The organism is Cognatundibacterium curvum (assembly GCF_014284235.1).
GTDB classification, from domain to species: domain Bacteria; phylum Pseudomonadota; class Gammaproteobacteria; order Burkholderiales; family Burkholderiaceae_D; genus Undibacterium; species Undibacterium curvum.
On sequence record NZ_JACOGD010000007.1, the window covers coordinates 135589 to 152424 of the forward strand.

Annotated in this window: 17 protein-coding genes; 15 read left to right on the top strand and 2 right to left on the bottom strand. The window is 52.7% G+C overall.

The features are described from left to right. Positions 1–64: 64 nt before the first annotated feature. Positions 65–1447 carry an L-serine ammonia-lyase gene (locus H8K43_RS14100; protein WP_186904431.1) on the top strand — a complete coding sequence of 461 codons (1383 nt, stop codon included), beginning with the start codon at positions 65–67 and terminating at the stop codon, positions 1445–1447. Positions 1448–1482: 35 nt separating this feature from the next. Here the strand turns inward: H8K43_RS14100 and H8K43_RS14105 are convergent, their stop codons facing one another. Then, a complete protein-coding gene (locus H8K43_RS14105) occupies positions 1483–3513 on the bottom strand; it encodes a prolyl oligopeptidase family protein (protein ID WP_186904432.1) in 2031 nt (676 codons plus the stop codon). An 83-nt stretch (positions 3514–3596) separates the two neighbouring features. Between H8K43_RS14105 and H8K43_RS14110 the strand changes: the two genes are divergently transcribed. Both H8K43_RS14110 and H8K43_RS14115 read left to right on the top strand, forming a co-directional pair. Beyond that, on the top strand, positions 3597–4055 hold the full coding sequence (locus H8K43_RS14110; protein ID WP_186904433.1) for a hypothetical protein: 459 nt from the start codon (positions 3597–3599) through the stop codon (positions 4053–4055). A 214-nt stretch (positions 4056–4269) separates the two neighbouring features. Continuing rightward, the gene (locus tag H8K43_RS14115; RefSeq protein ID WP_186904434.1) at positions 4270–4545 is read left to right on the top strand and encodes a hypothetical protein; all 276 of its coding nucleotides are present in this window, start codon (positions 4270–4272) and stop codon (positions 4543–4545) included. Positions 4546–4622: 77 nt separating this feature from the next. Here the strand turns inward: H8K43_RS14115 and H8K43_RS14120 are convergent, their stop codons facing one another. Continuing rightward, on the bottom strand, positions 4623–5069 hold the full coding sequence (locus H8K43_RS14120) for an Lrp/AsnC family transcriptional regulator (protein ID WP_186904435.1): 447 nt from the start codon (positions 5067–5069) through the stop codon (positions 4623–4625). A gap of 138 nt (positions 5070–5207) precedes the next feature. Between H8K43_RS14120 and H8K43_RS14125 the strand changes: the two genes are divergently transcribed. From H8K43_RS14125 to H8K43_RS14180, 12 genes are all read left to right on the top strand, one after another. Continuing rightward, positions 5208–6299: a saccharopine dehydrogenase family protein gene (locus H8K43_RS14125; protein ID WP_186904436.1), complete on the top strand. Its 1092-nt coding sequence runs from the start codon at positions 5208–5210 to the stop codon at positions 6297–6299. Positions 6300–6450: 151 nt separating this feature from the next. Beyond that, entirely contained in the window at positions 6451–7962 is a 1512-nt protein-coding gene (gene amaB / locus H8K43_RS14130; RefSeq protein WP_186904437.1) for an L-piperidine-6-carboxylate dehydrogenase, read from the top strand. Between the two features lie 161 nt (positions 7963–8123). Further along, on the top strand, positions 8124–8333 hold the full coding sequence (locus tag H8K43_RS14135) for a VF530 family protein (protein ID WP_186904438.1): 210 nt from the start codon (positions 8124–8126) through the stop codon (positions 8331–8333). A 167-nt stretch (positions 8334–8500) separates the two neighbouring features. Next, positions 8501–8983 carry a Fe-S cluster assembly transcriptional regulator IscR gene (iscR, locus tag H8K43_RS14140; protein WP_162021025.1) on the top strand — a complete coding sequence of 161 codons (483 nt, stop codon included), beginning with the start codon at positions 8501–8503 and terminating at the stop codon, positions 8981–8983. 15 nt (positions 8984–8998) lie between these two features. After that, positions 8999–10252: an IscS subfamily cysteine desulfurase gene (locus H8K43_RS14145; protein WP_162021026.1), complete on the top strand. Its 1254-nt coding sequence runs from the start codon at positions 8999–9001 to the stop codon at positions 10250–10252. Positions 10253–10317: 65 nt separating this feature from the next. Then, complete coding sequence (gene iscU / locus H8K43_RS14150) at positions 10318–10704, top strand: Fe-S cluster assembly scaffold IscU (protein WP_162021027.1); 387 nt, start codon at positions 10318–10320, stop codon at positions 10702–10704. 88 nt (positions 10705–10792) lie between these two features. Then, on the top strand, positions 10793–11116 hold the full coding sequence (gene iscA / locus H8K43_RS14155) for an iron-sulfur cluster assembly protein IscA (RefSeq protein WP_162021028.1): 324 nt from the start codon (positions 10793–10795) through the stop codon (positions 11114–11116). A 20-nt stretch (positions 11117–11136) separates the two neighbouring features. Continuing rightward, the gene (gene hscB / locus H8K43_RS14160) at positions 11137–11640 is read left to right on the top strand and encodes a Fe-S protein assembly co-chaperone HscB (protein WP_186904439.1); all 504 of its coding nucleotides are present in this window, start codon (positions 11137–11139) and stop codon (positions 11638–11640) included. Positions 11641–11709: 69 nt separating this feature from the next. Then, positions 11710–13575, top strand: coding sequence for a Fe-S protein assembly chaperone HscA (hscA, locus tag H8K43_RS14165; RefSeq protein ID WP_186904440.1), 1866 nt, complete (start codon positions 11710–11712; stop codon positions 13573–13575). A gap of 21 nt (positions 13576–13596) precedes the next feature. After that, on the top strand, positions 13597–13935 hold the full coding sequence (gene fdx / locus H8K43_RS14170; protein WP_162021031.1) for an ISC system 2Fe-2S type ferredoxin: 339 nt from the start codon (positions 13597–13599) through the stop codon (positions 13933–13935). A gap of 386 nt (positions 13936–14321) precedes the next feature. Further along, positions 14322–15935, top strand: coding sequence for a sensor histidine kinase (locus H8K43_RS14175; protein WP_186904441.1), 1614 nt, complete (start codon positions 14322–14324; stop codon positions 15933–15935). An 86-nt stretch (positions 15936–16021) separates the two neighbouring features. Continuing rightward, complete coding sequence (locus tag H8K43_RS14180) at positions 16022–16816, top strand: thymidylate synthase (protein ID WP_186904442.1); 795 nt, start codon at positions 16022–16024, stop codon at positions 16814–16816. Positions 16817–16836 lie beyond the last annotated feature (20 nt).

Consider the following 16836-nt stretch of genomic DNA (forward strand, 5'->3'; position numbering starts at 1 on the left):
ATTGCGACCAGACTTAGCCTGAGTCATTTTGCGCACACCAAATAAGAGACAAAGAGGTCATACGATGGACATGCGTGTATTCGATTTATTTAAAATAGGCGTGGGTCCATCCAGTTCCCATACCGTAGGCCCCATGCTGGCTGCAAGACGCTTTTTGCTGGAAGCTGGCAATCTGCAGCAAGTCAGTAAGGTTCAGGCTGCGCTGTATGGCTCGCTGGCTCTCACCGGCAGCGGCCATGCGACAGATACCGCTGTATTGCTGGGCCTGATGGGTGAAACACCGCAGGACCTGGCACCGGAAAGCGTGGCCGACAAACTGGCACAATTACACAGCAGCCAGCAACTGCATTTACTCGGCGAATATCCGGTTGCGTTTGATGCTGCCCAGGATATCCTTTGGTTTAAACAGGAAGTCTTGCCCGGCCATCCGAATGGCATGAAATTCATCCTGACCCGTCAGGATGGCAGTACAGAAGAAAAAACTTTTTACTCTACCGGTGGCGGCTTTATCTATTCAGCTGAAGAACTGTCACAACCCGCCTCAGCAGAAACCGCTACAGATAAAGCCGTACCCTATCCTTTTGCCACCATGGCTGAATTGCTGGCACATGGCAAACGTACCGGCCTGAGCGTGACTGCCATGTTGCGCGCCAACGAACTGGTGCATTGTTCCGAACAGGAACTGGATGAAGGCCTTGATAAAATCTGGTCGGTGATGAAAGCCTGTATCTCGCGTGGCCTGCAACTGAGCGGCGAACTGCCGGGCGGCTTACAAGTACAACGCCGCGCCGCCAAGCTGTGGCGTACCGCGAATGAGACGACCGATGTCTTGCCGCACGACGGCATGCACCGTGTGAGTTTATATGCGATGGCTGTGAATGAAGAAAATGCGGCCGGTGGCCGTGTTGTGACAGCACCGACGAATGGCGCCGCCGGAATTATCCCCGCCGTATTACGCTATTACGCCGAAGACTGCAAACCGAGCAACCCAGAACAAGGCGTACGCAGCTTCCTGCTGGCAGCCTCTGCAATCGGCATGCTGTGCAAGAAAAACGCTTCGATTTCCGGCGCTGAGATTGGTTGCCAGGGTGAAGTCGGGGTAGCCTGCGCTATGGCTGCAGCTGGTCTGACAGCAGCACTGGGTGGCACCAATGAACAGATAGAAGCTGCGGCAGAAATCGGTATCGAACACCATCTGGGTATGACTTGCGATCCTATCGGTGGTCTGGTGCAGATCCCCTGCATAGAACGCAATGGCATGGGTGCGGTGAAGGCCATCACCGCAGCTTCTCTGTCACTGCGCAGCGATGGTACGCATAAAGTTACACTGGACGATGCGATAGAAACCATGCGTCAGACTGGCGCCGACATGCAGGCCAAGTACAAAGAAACCTCACTCGGCGGCCTGGCTATCCATGTCGTCAGCGTGAACTACGCTGCCTGCTGATACGTAAATAGTTGAATACGCAGCTCAGGCAGATGCTAACGGGGCGCCAGCGCAAAACGCGGCAGCCCCGCCTTCCATAGAAAAAATGCCCAGGCATTGGCCTTCCACTCCGCGTCATCCATGGTTTTGTCAGCCGATAAGCTAATCAATACCGGTGCCTGCGGGCTACCCGATAATAGCTGCAAAGCCGCAGCCAGCTTGGCTGTCATCACAAAACCCTGCTCTGACTTCGCCTTATCAGCTAACAGCAATACCGGCGGATGCTGCAACCCTTGCTGCAGACGCGATTGAAATGGCAAACGGTCGAGATCGCTGGTGACAGCCGCTTCTGCCTGCTTGCCCTTAGCTTTCACAGGCGCTGCCGTATCCAGCCGCAAATTGCGCAGCGCCACGCCACCAAACAAAGCAGGCCTTTGCAAGGCGGCCTGCATCAGTGCTGCATCACCACTTCCAGTATCGAATAAGAATATTTTGCCCGCTGAGGAAATCGATGTGCTGACCAGATACTCCGCTGCCGCAATCAGGCTATCGGCGGCGCGTTCTTTACCCGACGCTGGCAATACCAGCGTCGCGACTATCGCATCCTGCTCCAGCCAGGCTTGAAACCCGCCAGTAAAACTTTCTGGACGCGCCAGTTCCGGCGCTAACATCAGTAACACCGGGCGTTTGCCATCGACTTCGGCACCACGCGGATACAACAATGTGACCGCACCCGCCTGCCCTGGCAAAGCATGGATAGCGGCACGTTGCTGTAGCGCCGACACGCTGTCTGAGCGTTCTCTTAACAAGGGTGAAAACTCCGTGCCGTCTTGCGCCATATACCAGGCATGCTGGCGATCGGCAGCCTCTATATCGAGCAAAATCCCTTTGCCCTCGCTCGCCAGGCTCAACTGACGCACGCGTCCGGCAAATGGTAACGGTACTTGCTCTGCTTTGGTTTTGCTAAGGATCTGCAGCAATTGATGCGCACCATCACGATAGGCCAGCACAAATACAGCGTCGTTACGCACAGCCAGCCGCTGCAAGTCCAGCTTATCATCCTGATATTCCAGCTTTGCATTGCTGAATTGCGGCGCATTCAGGGGCAGTCTGTATATTGCACTCTGGGCACTCGGAGCACCCTGCTTAGGTGATCCCGCCTGCTTTGCAACTGGCTTAGAGACTTTAGCGCCCGGCTTGCTATCAGCAATCAGTAGCAAGTCCTTACCCTGCAGCGCCAGATCTTTACATTGTTCAGGCAGGCCAGTTAGCACTTGCCAGCGCGCTGAGTTTTTATCGAGTTCAGACCGTCGCGCAACAGCCAGCTGCGTAATTTTCTGCTGTGCATCCCGGCTCACCAGCAGCACTGCATCAGCCTGATCAGCAAACAAGAGCTGCAGGCGTTCATGCGCGCGCAATTGCACGCCTTTGCCACTGCGCAGCGCAGCCTTATCGAGCTGGACTGGCTGCCCAAGCTGGTGCTGCCATAACTCTGTCATCGGCCCCAATGTCGGTTGATAGTAAAGTACCCGACTGTCAGCACGCCAACTCAGCCCGCTGCCAGGCGCGATACGGAGCTCCGGCTCTGACTTCAAATCTTCGAGCCGGATCACCATGGCGAACTCCTGCTCAGACTGACTGACCTGAAGCGCAATCGCGCTGCGGTCTGGTGCCAGCAATAACTGCCGGATACCTGCCTCTGGCGCTGAGACATAGAGCACACGCTCGGCACCCGTCTCCGGATTTTTCTGCAACACCCGCGCGCGGCGATCCGCCCCGCGCTCAGTCCAGATCAGGCCGACCGCACTGCTGAGCGCCGCAGATTCTGGCTCTGGCGCAGGCCCAGTTTTTTGCACTGTTTTCTGCCAGTCTGCCAATTGACTGTAGCGTTGCAGGAATTGCTGGTTTAAAGCATTTTGACGACGCATCCAGAGCTGTACCTGAGGGTCATTACCTTGCTCCAATATGGCCAGCGGATCTGCGACTGAGCCTTCATTTAGCACGGGTAACTTAGGATAGCTGCCCCAGGCCGCCAGCTGCGCCCACGCCGGTGCCGCCATCAAAGCCATCTGCATAACGATAAGCATCAGCAATTGCAAACACCTGATTTGAACGGCAGAGCCGCTCAGAATAGGAAGTAAAACCGTTTGATTCATGGTATCCGCTTTATTTGGGCAAAGTATTTGCCATTCATTTCAAGTTTTTTGAAGTTCATCCCAGACTTTCTGCAATTCATCGCATTTCAATCGTGCAATCTGTGCATTTTATCTACAGTGTTGACATCGCCCCAACAACAGGAAAACCTATCATGTCTAACCAGAAGCTCTCCAAGTTACAATCCATTAGTCTGCTGACACTGGCCAGCCTGAGTGCAGCCACACTGGTAACGCTGGCATTTCTCTCTCCCAAGCCACAAGCAGCAGTACCCAGCGTGATCATTTCAGCACAAAAAATGACAGTTGAACAAAAAATTGCTTACGACATGGAACAATTTCATCCCCAGATGCAAACCGTGGTGATTTCTGCCAAGGCAATGACACTGGCTGAGAAAGCAGCCAGCGATCAACAAGCACGTCAAAAACCTCAGAACACGGTAAAACTCAGAAAAATACCTGCGATTCTTGCTTAAATTGATTTAATTTGGCTTGACCGCGATCGGCTTAGTGTCAGACAATGACCGTTTGCATCGATCACTGGATTCACCAGTAGTTCCGGGAATTGAATGAGCAGTTTGTCTCACCTTACTCTATCAGCAGGCAATCATGTTAAAAAAACCTCTACTCTTTTGTTTGCTTTCAGCAACATTTGTGTCTGGTGCAGTGATCGGAGCTAATGCGTCAGCGATGACCTCCTCTATCGCGATACAACAGAATCAGCAAGAAAAAAATCTGAACGAAAGCGTGCAGGAATCAAGTTCTGCCAGCGCCAGTGCCAGTGTGCAGGCTCAGACTCCTCTGGATCGCAGCGGCCTGGATCGCGCATCTGTGCATTTGCAAATTCTGCAACAGTCTAGCACCCACTTCTCTGAGTCCAACGCAGCAACTGCAGCCAAAAAGACTAATGGCTTTGACAAAAAAGCCCAGCTCAACAGCAAAGCCGGCTCAAGCGCAGGTATCTGAGCACCGCTTCCAAGCCAAATCGGGCGCGCAGCAACCTGCTTGCGCGCTGATTAGCACACTGCCAGATCCGCCATCCCTCAGATAGCGCCACGGTCTATGCGCTTACTCAAAATAATCGAGGTCGCAGTCTGACGTACCCCATCCATCGCACCAATCTGATCCAGTAAGCGATCCAAAGTATCCGTAGAATCGCAACGCAGCGTCAGCATATAGTCTATCGTTCCGCTGACCGCACACAAAGTCTCAGCCTCAGGCAATTGCTGCAGGTATTTAATCAAAGTACTGGCAAACTTCGCATCCACCGACAAACCCACGTAGGCACGTACAGCAGGTTGCACCAGCTTGTGACTCAGGCGCACCCCATAACCGGCAATAATGCCGCGCTTTTCGAGTGCCGCTATCCTGGCAATCACCGTAGTACGCGCAATCCCCACCTGCTTAGCGATACTGGTAACCGGCAACCTGGCGTTATCCATTAACAAGGCCAGTACTTTATTGTCCACTTCATCGAGTTCGGGTCTCATATCGTCATTTTGTTATAAATTTTAGTCAAAATGTATCAGACTCCTGCAGTCTGACGATAATTTTCCCTCTATTATCTGACAAAACTCAGGCTTAGACTCTCTGCGTAAACCTATAAACAACAAACCGGAGACAAAATCATGACAACCAAACTCATCCTGCTGGGCGCTGGCAAAATCGGTGACGCGATCTTAAATTTGCTGTCTCATACCGGCGACTATGAAATCACCGTGGCAGACCGCGATGCTGAGCGCCTCAAATATGTAGAACAGGCAGGCTTCCCTAACACCCGTATCGTACAAGCCGATCTGAGCGACAAAGCTGCCGTCACAGAATTAATCCGTGGACACAAAGTGACCATGTCCGCCTGCCCGTACTTCCTGACACCTATCATCGCCGGTGCAGCTAAAGCGGCCAATTCGCATTACTTTGATCTGACTGAAGACGTGGAAAGTACACGCATCGTCAAACAACTGGCAGAAAACGCCGATTGCGCCTTCGTGCCGCAATGCGGACTGGCGCCGGGCTTTATTTCTATCGTTGCCAACGATGTGGCGAAACGCTTTGAGACCCTGCGCGATGTCAGCATGCGGGTCGGCGCTTTACCGACCTTCCCAAATAATGCACTGAAATACAATCTGACCTGGAGTACCGATGGTCTGATCAATGAATACTGTAATCCCTGCGAGGCGATTGTGGACGGCGAATTGCGCGAAACTGCGGCGTTGGAAGAAATTGAACACTTCTCGCTGGATGGTATCGACTACGAGGCATTCAATACCTCAGGCGGCCTCGGCACGCTGTGCGAAAGCTTGCAAGGCAAGGTACAAAATCTGAACTATAAAACTGTCCGTTATCCTGGTCACCGCGACATCGTCAAAATGCTGATCCGCGATCTGCAACTGGGTAAACTGGAACGCCGTCCTATCCTGAAAGAAGTGATGGAAACAGCGATTCCTATGACCAAGCAAGACGTGGTACTGGTCTTCGTCAGCGTGGTTGGCATGCGCGATGGTCGCCTGGAACAGGAATCTTATGCTAAGAAAATCTATGCGCAGGAAGTGAATGGCCAGTTACTGTCCGCTATCCAGCTGACAACTGCATCCGGCATTTGCGCCATGGTGGATCTGGTAGTAACAGGAAAACTGCCACAGCACGGACTGGTACGTCAGGAACAGACGCTGCTGTCTGACTTCCTGGCGAACCGCTTCGGCCGCTACTATGCAATCTAAGCGCAATTTGAGCACAATTTAGCGCGACCTGATCCGGCGTCAGGCTGACACAGGCACCTCGCTTGTGTCACACTGACGCCGTTTCTGCCTGCCACGCAGGATGAGGATAGCATCACACTCACCCTGCCGATTAACCTATCAAGAGCACATTATGACAAGCCCAACTATTCAAGCACTGCTGAGTGAACTCGGCGTTCAACTTGCCGACTATCAGGGTGAAGCCATTCACAGTATTTCCCCAATAGATGGCAAACCTCTGGCCAGCCTGCGTGCGGATTCTGCCAGCGAAGTGCAGGCACGTATCACTAAAGCGCATGCAGCCTACCTGCAATGGCGTAGCATTCCGGCACCACGCCGTGGCGAACTGGTACGCCTGTTTGGCGAGGAACTGCGCACCCACAAAGCAGCACTCGGTCAGTTAGTCACGATGGAAGCAGGCAAAATCCTGCAAGAAGGCTTAGGCGAAGTACAGGAAATGATCGACATCTGCGATTTCGCAGTCGGTTTGTCGCGCCAGTTATACGGCCTGACGATTGCATCGGAACGTCCAGGCCACCGCATGATGGAACAATGGCATCCGGTCGGTGTGGTTGGCGTCATTTCCGCATTCAACTTCCCGGTCGCAGTGTGGGCGTGGAATGCCGCGCTGGCCTTTGTCTGCGGCGACAGCGTGGTCTGGAAACCGTCTGAAAAAACCCCGTTGACCGCGATTGCGACCCACGCCTTATTCATGAAAGCAGTTGCACGCTTTGGTAGCGACGCACCGGACGGACTGGCCGAAATCATCATAGGCGGCCGCGACAGCGGAGCGCAAATGGTTGAGGATAAACGCATCGCGTTAGTCAGCGCCACCGGCAGCACCCGCATGGGCAAACAAGTAGCTGAAGTTTGCGCACGTCGCCTGACCCGTACCATCCTTGAACTGGGCGGCAATAACGCGATGATCGTGGCACCGAGTGCAGACCTGGAAATGGCCGTACGCGCCATCACCTTCTCTGCAGTTGGCACAGCCGGTCAGCGCTGCACCACCCTGCGTCGACTGTTCGTGCACGACAGCATTTACGACACCCTGGTGCCACGCCTGAAAAAAATCTACGCCGGTCTGCCAGTCGGCAATCCGCTGGAAAAAACTACCCTAGTCGGCCCGCTGGTCGATGCCAGTTCCTACGATGCGATGCAAAGCAGCCTGGCGGTCGCCAAATCGGAACAAGGTCAGGTATTCGGCGGTGACCGTGTGAATGTTGCAGGCTGTGAAGCGGCTTATTATGTGCGTCCGGCACTGGTTGAAATGCCGACCCAGACCACAACCATGCATCATGAAACCTTCGCGCCCATCATGTACATCGTGCGCTACAGCGACCTGGATCAGGCGATAGACTGGAATAACGAAGTACCGCAAGGCTTATCTTCATCTATCTTCACTACCGATATGCGTGAAGCGGAGCGCTTTGTGTCAGCTACAGGCAGCGATTGCGGCATTGCCAACGTCAACATCGGCCCGTCCGGTGCTGAGATTGGTGGCGCATTCGGCGGTGAAAAAGATACCGGCGGTGGCCGTGAATCCGGTTCCGACGCCTGGAAAGCCTATATGCGCCGCACGACAAATACCTTCAATTACAGCCATGCGCTGCCACTGGCTCAGGGCATCAGCTTCGATATCTAAGCAACAAAATACTAATAAAAACGACACTACACAAGTTCAGCCCCCCCCAGGGGGCTTTTTCTTTTTTAGAACCCTGAGATTCTGCATGGACCGCACAAAGCCTCATTGCACGCACACCATCCCGGCGGTATCATGCGACTCCGAAAAAATCAGGGAAGTTTATGCCCAATAACAGCCTCGATGGCATCACACTTGAACAGTTGCTGGTCCGGTTACAGGCGCGCTATGGCTGGCCCGGTCTGGCTCAACATGTGCCCATACGCTGCTTCCAATCTGAGCCCAGCATCAGCTCCAGTCTGAAATTTCTGCGTAAAACGCCCTGGGCCAGAACCAAAGTAGAACAGTTATTTCTGGATACGGACTGGACATAAAGCGCAGACCGAGACCTCTTGCAGAGGTAACTCCACATCCGCGCCGGGGCACTTCGGGTTTTGAGGGCATTCCTGACAGAATCACTCAAGTTTGTTATACTTGATCAAATTGCTCAACAACTCAGGTTATTAGCACGAATGCCTTAGGGCACACCCGGAGCCACATTATGCGCCTCACCACCAAAGGACGATTTGCCGTCACCGCCATGATAGATCTGGCTCTGCGCCAGGACAAAGGACCGGTGACGCTTGCTGCCATCAGTCAGCGGCAAGATATCTCCTTATCCTATCTCGAGCAATTGTTTGGTAAGTTACGCCGCCATGAAATTGTCGAGTCTGTGCGCGGCCCCGGTGGCGGCTATAATCTTGCCCGGAAAGCCCAGCATGTGACCGTCGCCGATATCATCATCGCCGTCGATGAGCCGCTGGATGCCACCCAGTGTGGTGGCAAAGGCAACTGCCACGGCAGTGATCATGCCAATGGCCTGCATTGTATGACCCATGATTTATGGGCAACACTGAATGCAAAAATGGTTGATTACCTCGATTCGGTCTCCTTGCAGGATCTGGTGAATCAGCAAAAACAAAAAACCTCGGAAAACCAAGTCGTTGTCATGCACAGCCAGCATGTCAGCCATACTGCACCCTGATATTTGGAGTCTTGAATGAACGCCCCTCTGGAACAAAGTCTGCTGGACACGCTGAAGTCACCGCACTTCCCTATTTACATGGACTACTCGGCGACCACGCCGGTTGATCCGCGCGTAGCCGATAAGATGATTCCTTTCCTGCGTGCGCAGTTTGGTAATCCGGCTTCACGCAGCCATATGTATGGCTGGGATGCGGAAGCGGCAGTGGAAGAAGCACGTGGCAATGTCGCCGCGCTGGTCAATGCTGATCCGCGTGAAATCATCTGGACGTCGGGCGCAACCGAAAGTAATAACCTGGCGATCAAGGGTGCTGCGCACTTCTACAAAGCCAAGGGCAAGCACATCATTACCGTCAAAACCGAACACAAAGCAGTACTCGATACTGTACGTGAACTGGAACGTCAAGGTTTTGAAGCGACTTATCTGCAACCGCAGGATAACGGCCTGATCACAATAGAACAGTTGAAAGCCGCGATCCGTCCTGACACTATCCTGATCTCGGTCATGTGGGTCAACAACGAGATCGGCGTGATTCAGCCTATCGCAGAAATTGGTGAACTGTGCCGTGAAAAAGGCATCGTATTCCACTCTGACGCGGCGCAGGCAACTGGCAAAGTCGAAATCGACCTCGAAAAAGTCAAAGTCGATCTGGTGTCTTTCTCTGCACATAAATCATATGGCCCGAAAGGCATAGGCGCTTTGTACATACGCCGCAAACCACGTGTGCGCCTGGAAGCGCAAATGCATGGTGGCGGTCATGAACGCGGCTTCCGCTCCGGCACACTGGCACCGCATCAATGCGTAGGCATGGGCGAAGCTTTCCGCATCGCTAAAGAAGAAATGCAAAGCGAACTGGCTCACATCCGCACTATGCGTGACCGCCTGGCAAAAGGCTTGCAACAGATTGAAGAGACTTATGTGAATGGTGATATGGATCACCGCGTACCGCACAATCTGAACGTCAGCTTCAATTACGTAGAAGGCGAATCACTGATCATGGCGATCAAGGATATCGCGGTATCGTCCGGTTCTGCATGTACTTCGGCCAGCCTGGAACCGTCATATGTACTGCGCGCACTGGGCCGCAGCGATGAACTGGCGCACAGCTCTATCCGTTTCACGATAGGCCGCTTCACCACTGAAGAAGACATCGACTTCGCGATTAATCTGCTGAAAACCAAAGTAGAAAAATTGCGTGAATTGTCGCCTTTGTGGGACATGTACAAAGATGGCATCGACATCTCAACCATACAATGGGCCGCGCATTAATGCTCAACCCAGCTACTGACGGGTACGCCCGTCAGGTCTAACGTCAGGAATAAAGGAATAGCATCATGGCTTACTCAGATAAAGTTTTAGATCACTACGAAAATCCACGTAACGTCGGCGCTTTTGAAAAAGGTGACGACAGTGTAGGCACCGGCATGGTTGGTGCACCTGCCTGCGGCGACGTGATGAAATTGCAGATCAAGGTTGGCGCTAACGGCGTGATCGAAGATGCCAAGTTCAAAACCTATGGCTGCGGCTCTGCTATCGCCTCTTCTTCTCTGGTGACAGAGTGGGTCAAGGGTAAAACGCTGGATCAGGCACTGGAAATTAAAAATACTGCGATTGCTGAAGAACTGGCCTTACCACCAGTGAAAATCCATTGCTCCATCCTGGCTGAAGACGCAATCAAAGCTGCGGTCCTGGATTACAAGAACAAGCACAGCGCCGAATAAGTTACGCGGGCAAACCTGGGTTCAGGCTTGCCCCCGCTACGGCATCAGTTACACCTCAGGATAAGAAGCAGTAAAGACGGAAATCACCATGGCTATCACACTCACTGAAAAAGCAGCAAAGCATGTCATTCGTTATATGGAACGCCGTGGCAAAGGCCTGGGCCTGCGCTTTGGCGTACGCACGACCGGCTGCTCCGGCATGGCTTATAAGCTTGAATACGTGGATGAAATGAGTGGTGAAGATCAGGTATTTGAGTCCCATGGTGTGAAGGTTTTTGTCGATGCCAAAAGCCTGCCTTATATCGATGGCACAGAACTCGACTTCGCGCGCGAAGGCCTGAACGAAGGCTTTAAATTCTACAATCCTAACGTGAAAGATGAATGCGGTTGCGGCGAAAGCTTCCGTATCTGAGCCTGGCCAGACTGAATCCTATGCAAAATCATTTTGAGCTGTTTCAGTTGGCGCCGCGCTTTTCGCTGGATATGGCACAACTCGATGCGGCCTATCGCGAAGTCCAGAGCCAGGTGCATCCGGATAAGTTCGTGCAGGCCAGCGAAGCAGAAAAACGGGTTGCCATGCAATGGGCGACGCGTGCCAATGAAGCCTACCAGACCCTGAAAAAGCCCTTGAAGCGTGCCAGCTATCTGTGCGAAATACATGGCGTCGATCTGGAAACAGAATCCAATACCAGTATGCCAGCTGCCTTCCTGATGCAACAAATGGAATGGCGCGAAGCCTTTGATGATGCGCGCCACGGCCAGAATAGCGCAGCGTTGCTGCAGCTGGAAACCGAGTTGCGCAATACGCTCAGACAGCAACTGACTCAGGTTGGTCTCGCACTCGATAACGAACAATATCGCGAAGCGGCCGGACTGATACGTACCTGCATGTTCCTGGAAAAATTTCTGGCTGATATCGCCGCGCTGGATGACTGACGCAGCCGGCTACCGAATAACCGGCGCCACAGCGCGCCACTTTGTTGATGGCCTCCATCCTTAGACACCATGGCATTACTGCAAATTTCTGAACCGGGCATGTCCACCGCACCTCACCAGCACCGGCTGGCGGTAGGCATCGATCTGGGCACGACTAACTCTCTGGTTGCCACAGTACGCAACAGTATTCCTGAAGTGCTCAACGATGAAGAAGGCCGGCCTTTGCTGCCGTCTGTGGTGCGCTATCTGCCGAACGGCCATGCCCATATCGGCTTCAAGGCACAGGCCGAACAAAGTAATGATCCGAAAAATACCATCGCCTCGGTAAAACGCTTCATGGGTCGCGGCCTGAAAGATATCGCCTATGCCGAAAATCTGCCTTACGATTTCCACGATGAACCTGGCATGGTGCAGTTAAAAACCATCGCTGGCATCAAGAGTCCGGTTGAAGTTTCAGCCCAGATTTTGGCCACGCTGCGCCAGCAGGCGGAAGATGCACTCGGCGATGATTTGGTCGGCGCGGTGATTACTGTTCCTGCATATTTCGATGATGCTCAACGCCAGGCCACTAAAGACGCCGCCAAACTGGCAGGCCTGAACGTATTGCGCCTGCTGAACGAACCGACTGCAGCTGCTATCGCCTACGGATTGGATAATGCTTCGGAAGGCACTTACGCCGTGTACGATCTCGGCGGTGGCACCTTTGACATTTCCATACTCAAAATGAGTAAGGGTGTGTTTGAAGTATTATCTACCGGCGGCGATTCTGCACTCGGTGGCGACGACTTTGATCACCGTTTGTTTTGCTGGATCTTGCAGGAAGCCAAATTAGCACCTCTGTCAGACGAAGATACCAGCATGCTGATGATGAAGGCGCGCGAAGCCAAGGAAATTTTATCCAGCAAGCCCAGTACTTTTATCGACGCAAAACTCAATTCCGGCGAAGCCGTGCATCTGCAACTGAGCGCCAGCCAGTTTGCTGAAATGACGCAGAATCTGGTACTCAAAACCATCACACCTTGCCGCAAAGCCTTGCGCGACGCGGACTTATCCGCTGACGACATTGACGGCGTGGTATTGGTGGGTGGCGCGACCCGCATGCCACATGTACGCAAAGCGGTCGGCGAATTTTTCCAGACCACGCCACTCGCAAATATCGACCCTGACAAAGTGGTTGCTCTGGGTGCCGCGATTCAGGCCAATCTGCTGGCAGGTAATCGTGCTCCCGGTGATGACTGGCTGTTACTAGACGTCATCCCATTGTCATTGGGTGTAGAAACCATGGGTGGGCTGGCTGAAAAAGTCATCCCGCGCAATTCCACCATCCCTTGCGCACGCGCCCAGGAATTCACCACTTTCAAAGATGGACAAACCGCGATGGCTATCCATGTGGTACAGGGTGAACGTGAGCTGGTCAGCGATTGCCGTTCCCTGGCGCGCTTTGAATTACGTGGCATTCCGGCGATGGCGGCAGGCGCTGCGAGAATCCGGATTACTTATCAGGTCGATGCCGATGGTTTGCTGTCCGTGTCGGCACGCGAATTACGTTCAGGCGTTGAAGCCAGTATCACGGTCAAACCTTCTTACGGTCTAGCCGACGATGACATCACGCGCATGTTGCAGGATTCGTTTGGCGCCGCCGATGCCGATATGCAGCAACGCGCTTTGCTCGAGGAGCAGGTAGAAGCCGAGCGTATACTGCTGGCGACACAATCTGCTTTTGACGCCGACAGTCAGTTGCTGTCTGCGGCAGAAACAGAAACTATTCAACAATTAATGCAACAAGTCAGGTTGATGATGGCAGGTAGCGACCATCAGGGCTTACATGCTGCCATCAGCGCACTGGCTGAAGGCACTGAAGAATTCGCGGCCCGTCGCATGGATCAGAGTGTACGCTCAGCTCTGGCCGGAAAAAAATTGGACGACATCGCTTAAACTCACCGAATCGGAAATACCATGCCACAAATTATCGTTCTGCCCCACCCTGAACTTTGCCCGGAAGGGACTGTGATTGACGCACCGGAAGGCAAATCACTGTGCGAAGCACTGGTCGAAAGCGATGTAGAAATCGAACATGCCTGTGAAATGTCCTGTGCCTGCACCACTTGCCATGTAGTGATACGTGAAGGATTTCAGTCGTTGAATGCATCGACTGATGATGAAGAAGACTTGCTCGATGCCGCCTGGGGCCTGGAATCGACTTCACGCCTCTCTTGCCAGGTCAAACTCGGCAAGCAAGACATTACGATAGAAATCCCTAAATACACGATCAATCATGCGCGCGAACACCATTGATTGACTGTATCACCTGAAAATTCAATAAAAACAGCTCAGCATACGAATTCCGTTGCCGGGCTGTTTTTACATTTTCGCGACAAATCCTCAGACTACACATTGTTTTTTGTTGCTAACAATAACTAAACTTGCCCTAATGAAAAAAAGCTTTTAGTATGATTGGGCTGCCAATGTAAGGTTAGGGTTAGACTTACGCAAAACCGCCCCAGCGGCGTTATGGCTCCTTGTCGTACTATGCGTACTGCCTGCGTCGCCATGCCTTGCTGGGACAATTTTGAGTAAGTCCTATAGGGAACTGAAATTGCTTTGATTAATGGCATTGCTGATTGGCGCAAGTTGCAACAATAGCAACAAATTCAAATAAAGTAATGCTCACAGGAAGAACAATGAGGTTTCAACAATTGCTTGCCGCGCTACGCAGTCGCATTTCCCTCAGACTGGCCATCATCCTTGCGGTGATATTCGGACTAACTGTACCTGCTGCAGTTCTGGTTCCGTATCAACTCAATACGATAGAGGAAGCGGTACGCAGCAAAAACAAAGACGACCATGAACGCCTGGTTGGCATCCTGTCTGTCATTCTGTCCGAGCCATTGTGGCAAATCACTCCGGAAATTGCCAATATTTCCAGCGAGGTGGTGTACTCCGATCCACGGGTTGCCAGCATAGAAGTCATTACCCTGCCCGACCGCAAAGAATTCATCAAAAACGATACCCGTCGCCACACCCAAAAAGGCCCATTCACCAGCAAAACACGTGAAATCACGCATGGTGGCCAGGTGATCGGCGAAGTCAGACTGACACTGGCAGAGGATCTGCTACAGGAAAGCCTGCGCTCAGATTTTCGCCGCTATATGACGACCGCGGCGCTATCACTGATATTGGCGATTATCTTTATCTTGATGGTATTGCAATGGCGTCTGGTCAAACCGGTCAAAATCCTGATGGAAAAATCAGACCGCCTGGCAAATGGCGAGTTGAATGAACCGATTGCATTAAATCGTGAAGATGAGCTTGGCCATCTGGCCAACAGCCTGGAAGCGACACGTCAGGCTTTGCAACACTCTTTCGGCGAACTGGAAATAAAAAATCAGCAGTTGCTGGAATACTCGGGCACACTGGAATCCAAGGTGCGGCAACGCACCCAGGAGCTGGAAAGCGTGAACCAGAATCTGGAAGCTGCACTCCATAACGTGAACAATGCACAGGCTGAGCTGGCAAGGGTGGAGCGCATGGCAGCACTGGGGTCTATGGTGGCTGGTGTGGCGCATGAACTCAACACGCCTTTAGGTAACTGCCTGCTGGTTGCCAGCACCCTGGAAGAAGAAACCCGCCGTTTGCTGAAAATGGTGGAAGAAGGCCAGATACGCCGTTCAGACCTGACGCGTTATGCGGAAACAGCACTGGATTCAACCAAGTTACTGCTGCGTGGATTACAACAGTCTGCGCATCTGGTCGGCGATTTCAAACAGGTTGCGGTCGATCAGTCCAGCGCGCAAAGGCGCCGCTTCGGCCTACTGGTGATGCTACAGGAACTCAGTGCGCTGTTACACTCCAGCCTGCGCAAGACGCCATTCACACTGGAGCTGGACATACCTGCCGATATAGAAATGGACAGCTATCCTGGTCCTTTAGGCCAGGTATTTACCAACCTGGTCAATAATTCTGTGATTCATGGCCTGGAAGGCAGAAGCTCAGGACTGATGCGCTGCAGTGCAGAGAGAATGGGCGATTACGTGATGCTGATTTTCAGCGATAACGGAAAAGGTATCCCACAAGACATCGTTAACCGTATTTTTGAACCCTTCTTCACGACCAAGTTCGGACAGGGTGGCAGCGGCCTGGGACTGAGTATCACCTTCAATATGATTACCAATGTATTGGGTGGCAACATCAACGTGTCCAGCATTCCGGATAAAGGTACACAATTCGAAATCCGCCTGCCACTGATAGCACCCGGCGACAAAGAAAGTAAAGATCCCTTGCTTAACCCTGATTGAGCAAGGATAGCGGGGAATGCGGGGCGATTTCGGGTGCATTCGGGTGTATACTAGCTCCTCGATTTTTCCTCACATTTTGACTGACTATGCGCCAATACCTCGACTTCATGCGTCATGTGCGTGATCATGGGACCACAAAGACAGACCGGACCGGCACCGGCACTGTTTCGGTGTTTGGCTATCAGATGCGGTTCGACCTGAATCAGGGCTTCCCGCTCGTTACCACCAAAAAGCTACACCTGAAATCCATCGTGCATGAACTGATCTGGTTCCTGCAAGGCTCCACCAATATTCGCTATCTCAAAGAAAATGGCGTATCGATCTGGGATGAATGGGCCGATGAGAACGGTGATCTGGGCCCGGTATACGGCTCGCAATGGCGTAGCTGGCCGACACCGGATGGTCAGCATATCGACCAGATACAGCAACTGCTGGATCAGATTAAAAATAATCCTGATTCGCGTCGGCTGATCGTCTCGGCCTGGAATGTGGCCGATATCCCGCAAATGAAACTGCCACCATGCCACGCGCTGTTCCAGTTTTACGTCGCCGATGGCAAATTGTCGTGTCAGCTGTATCAGCGCAGTGCTGACATCTTCCTGGGTGTGCCGTTCAATATCGCGTCCTATGCATTGCTGACCCATATGGTGGCGCAGCAATGCGGCCTGGGCGTGGGTGACTTTATCTGGACCGGTGGCGACTGCCACTTATATTCCAACCACATGGAGCAGGTAGAGCTGCAGTTATCGCGTGATACCCTGCCCTTGCCACAGCTGGTCATTAAACGACAAGCTGAGTCACTGTTTGATTATCAGTTTGATGACTTCGAATTCAGGGATTATCAATTCCATCCAGCGATCAAAGCACCGGTCGCTGTTTAAAGCTTCTAAGGATTCATTCT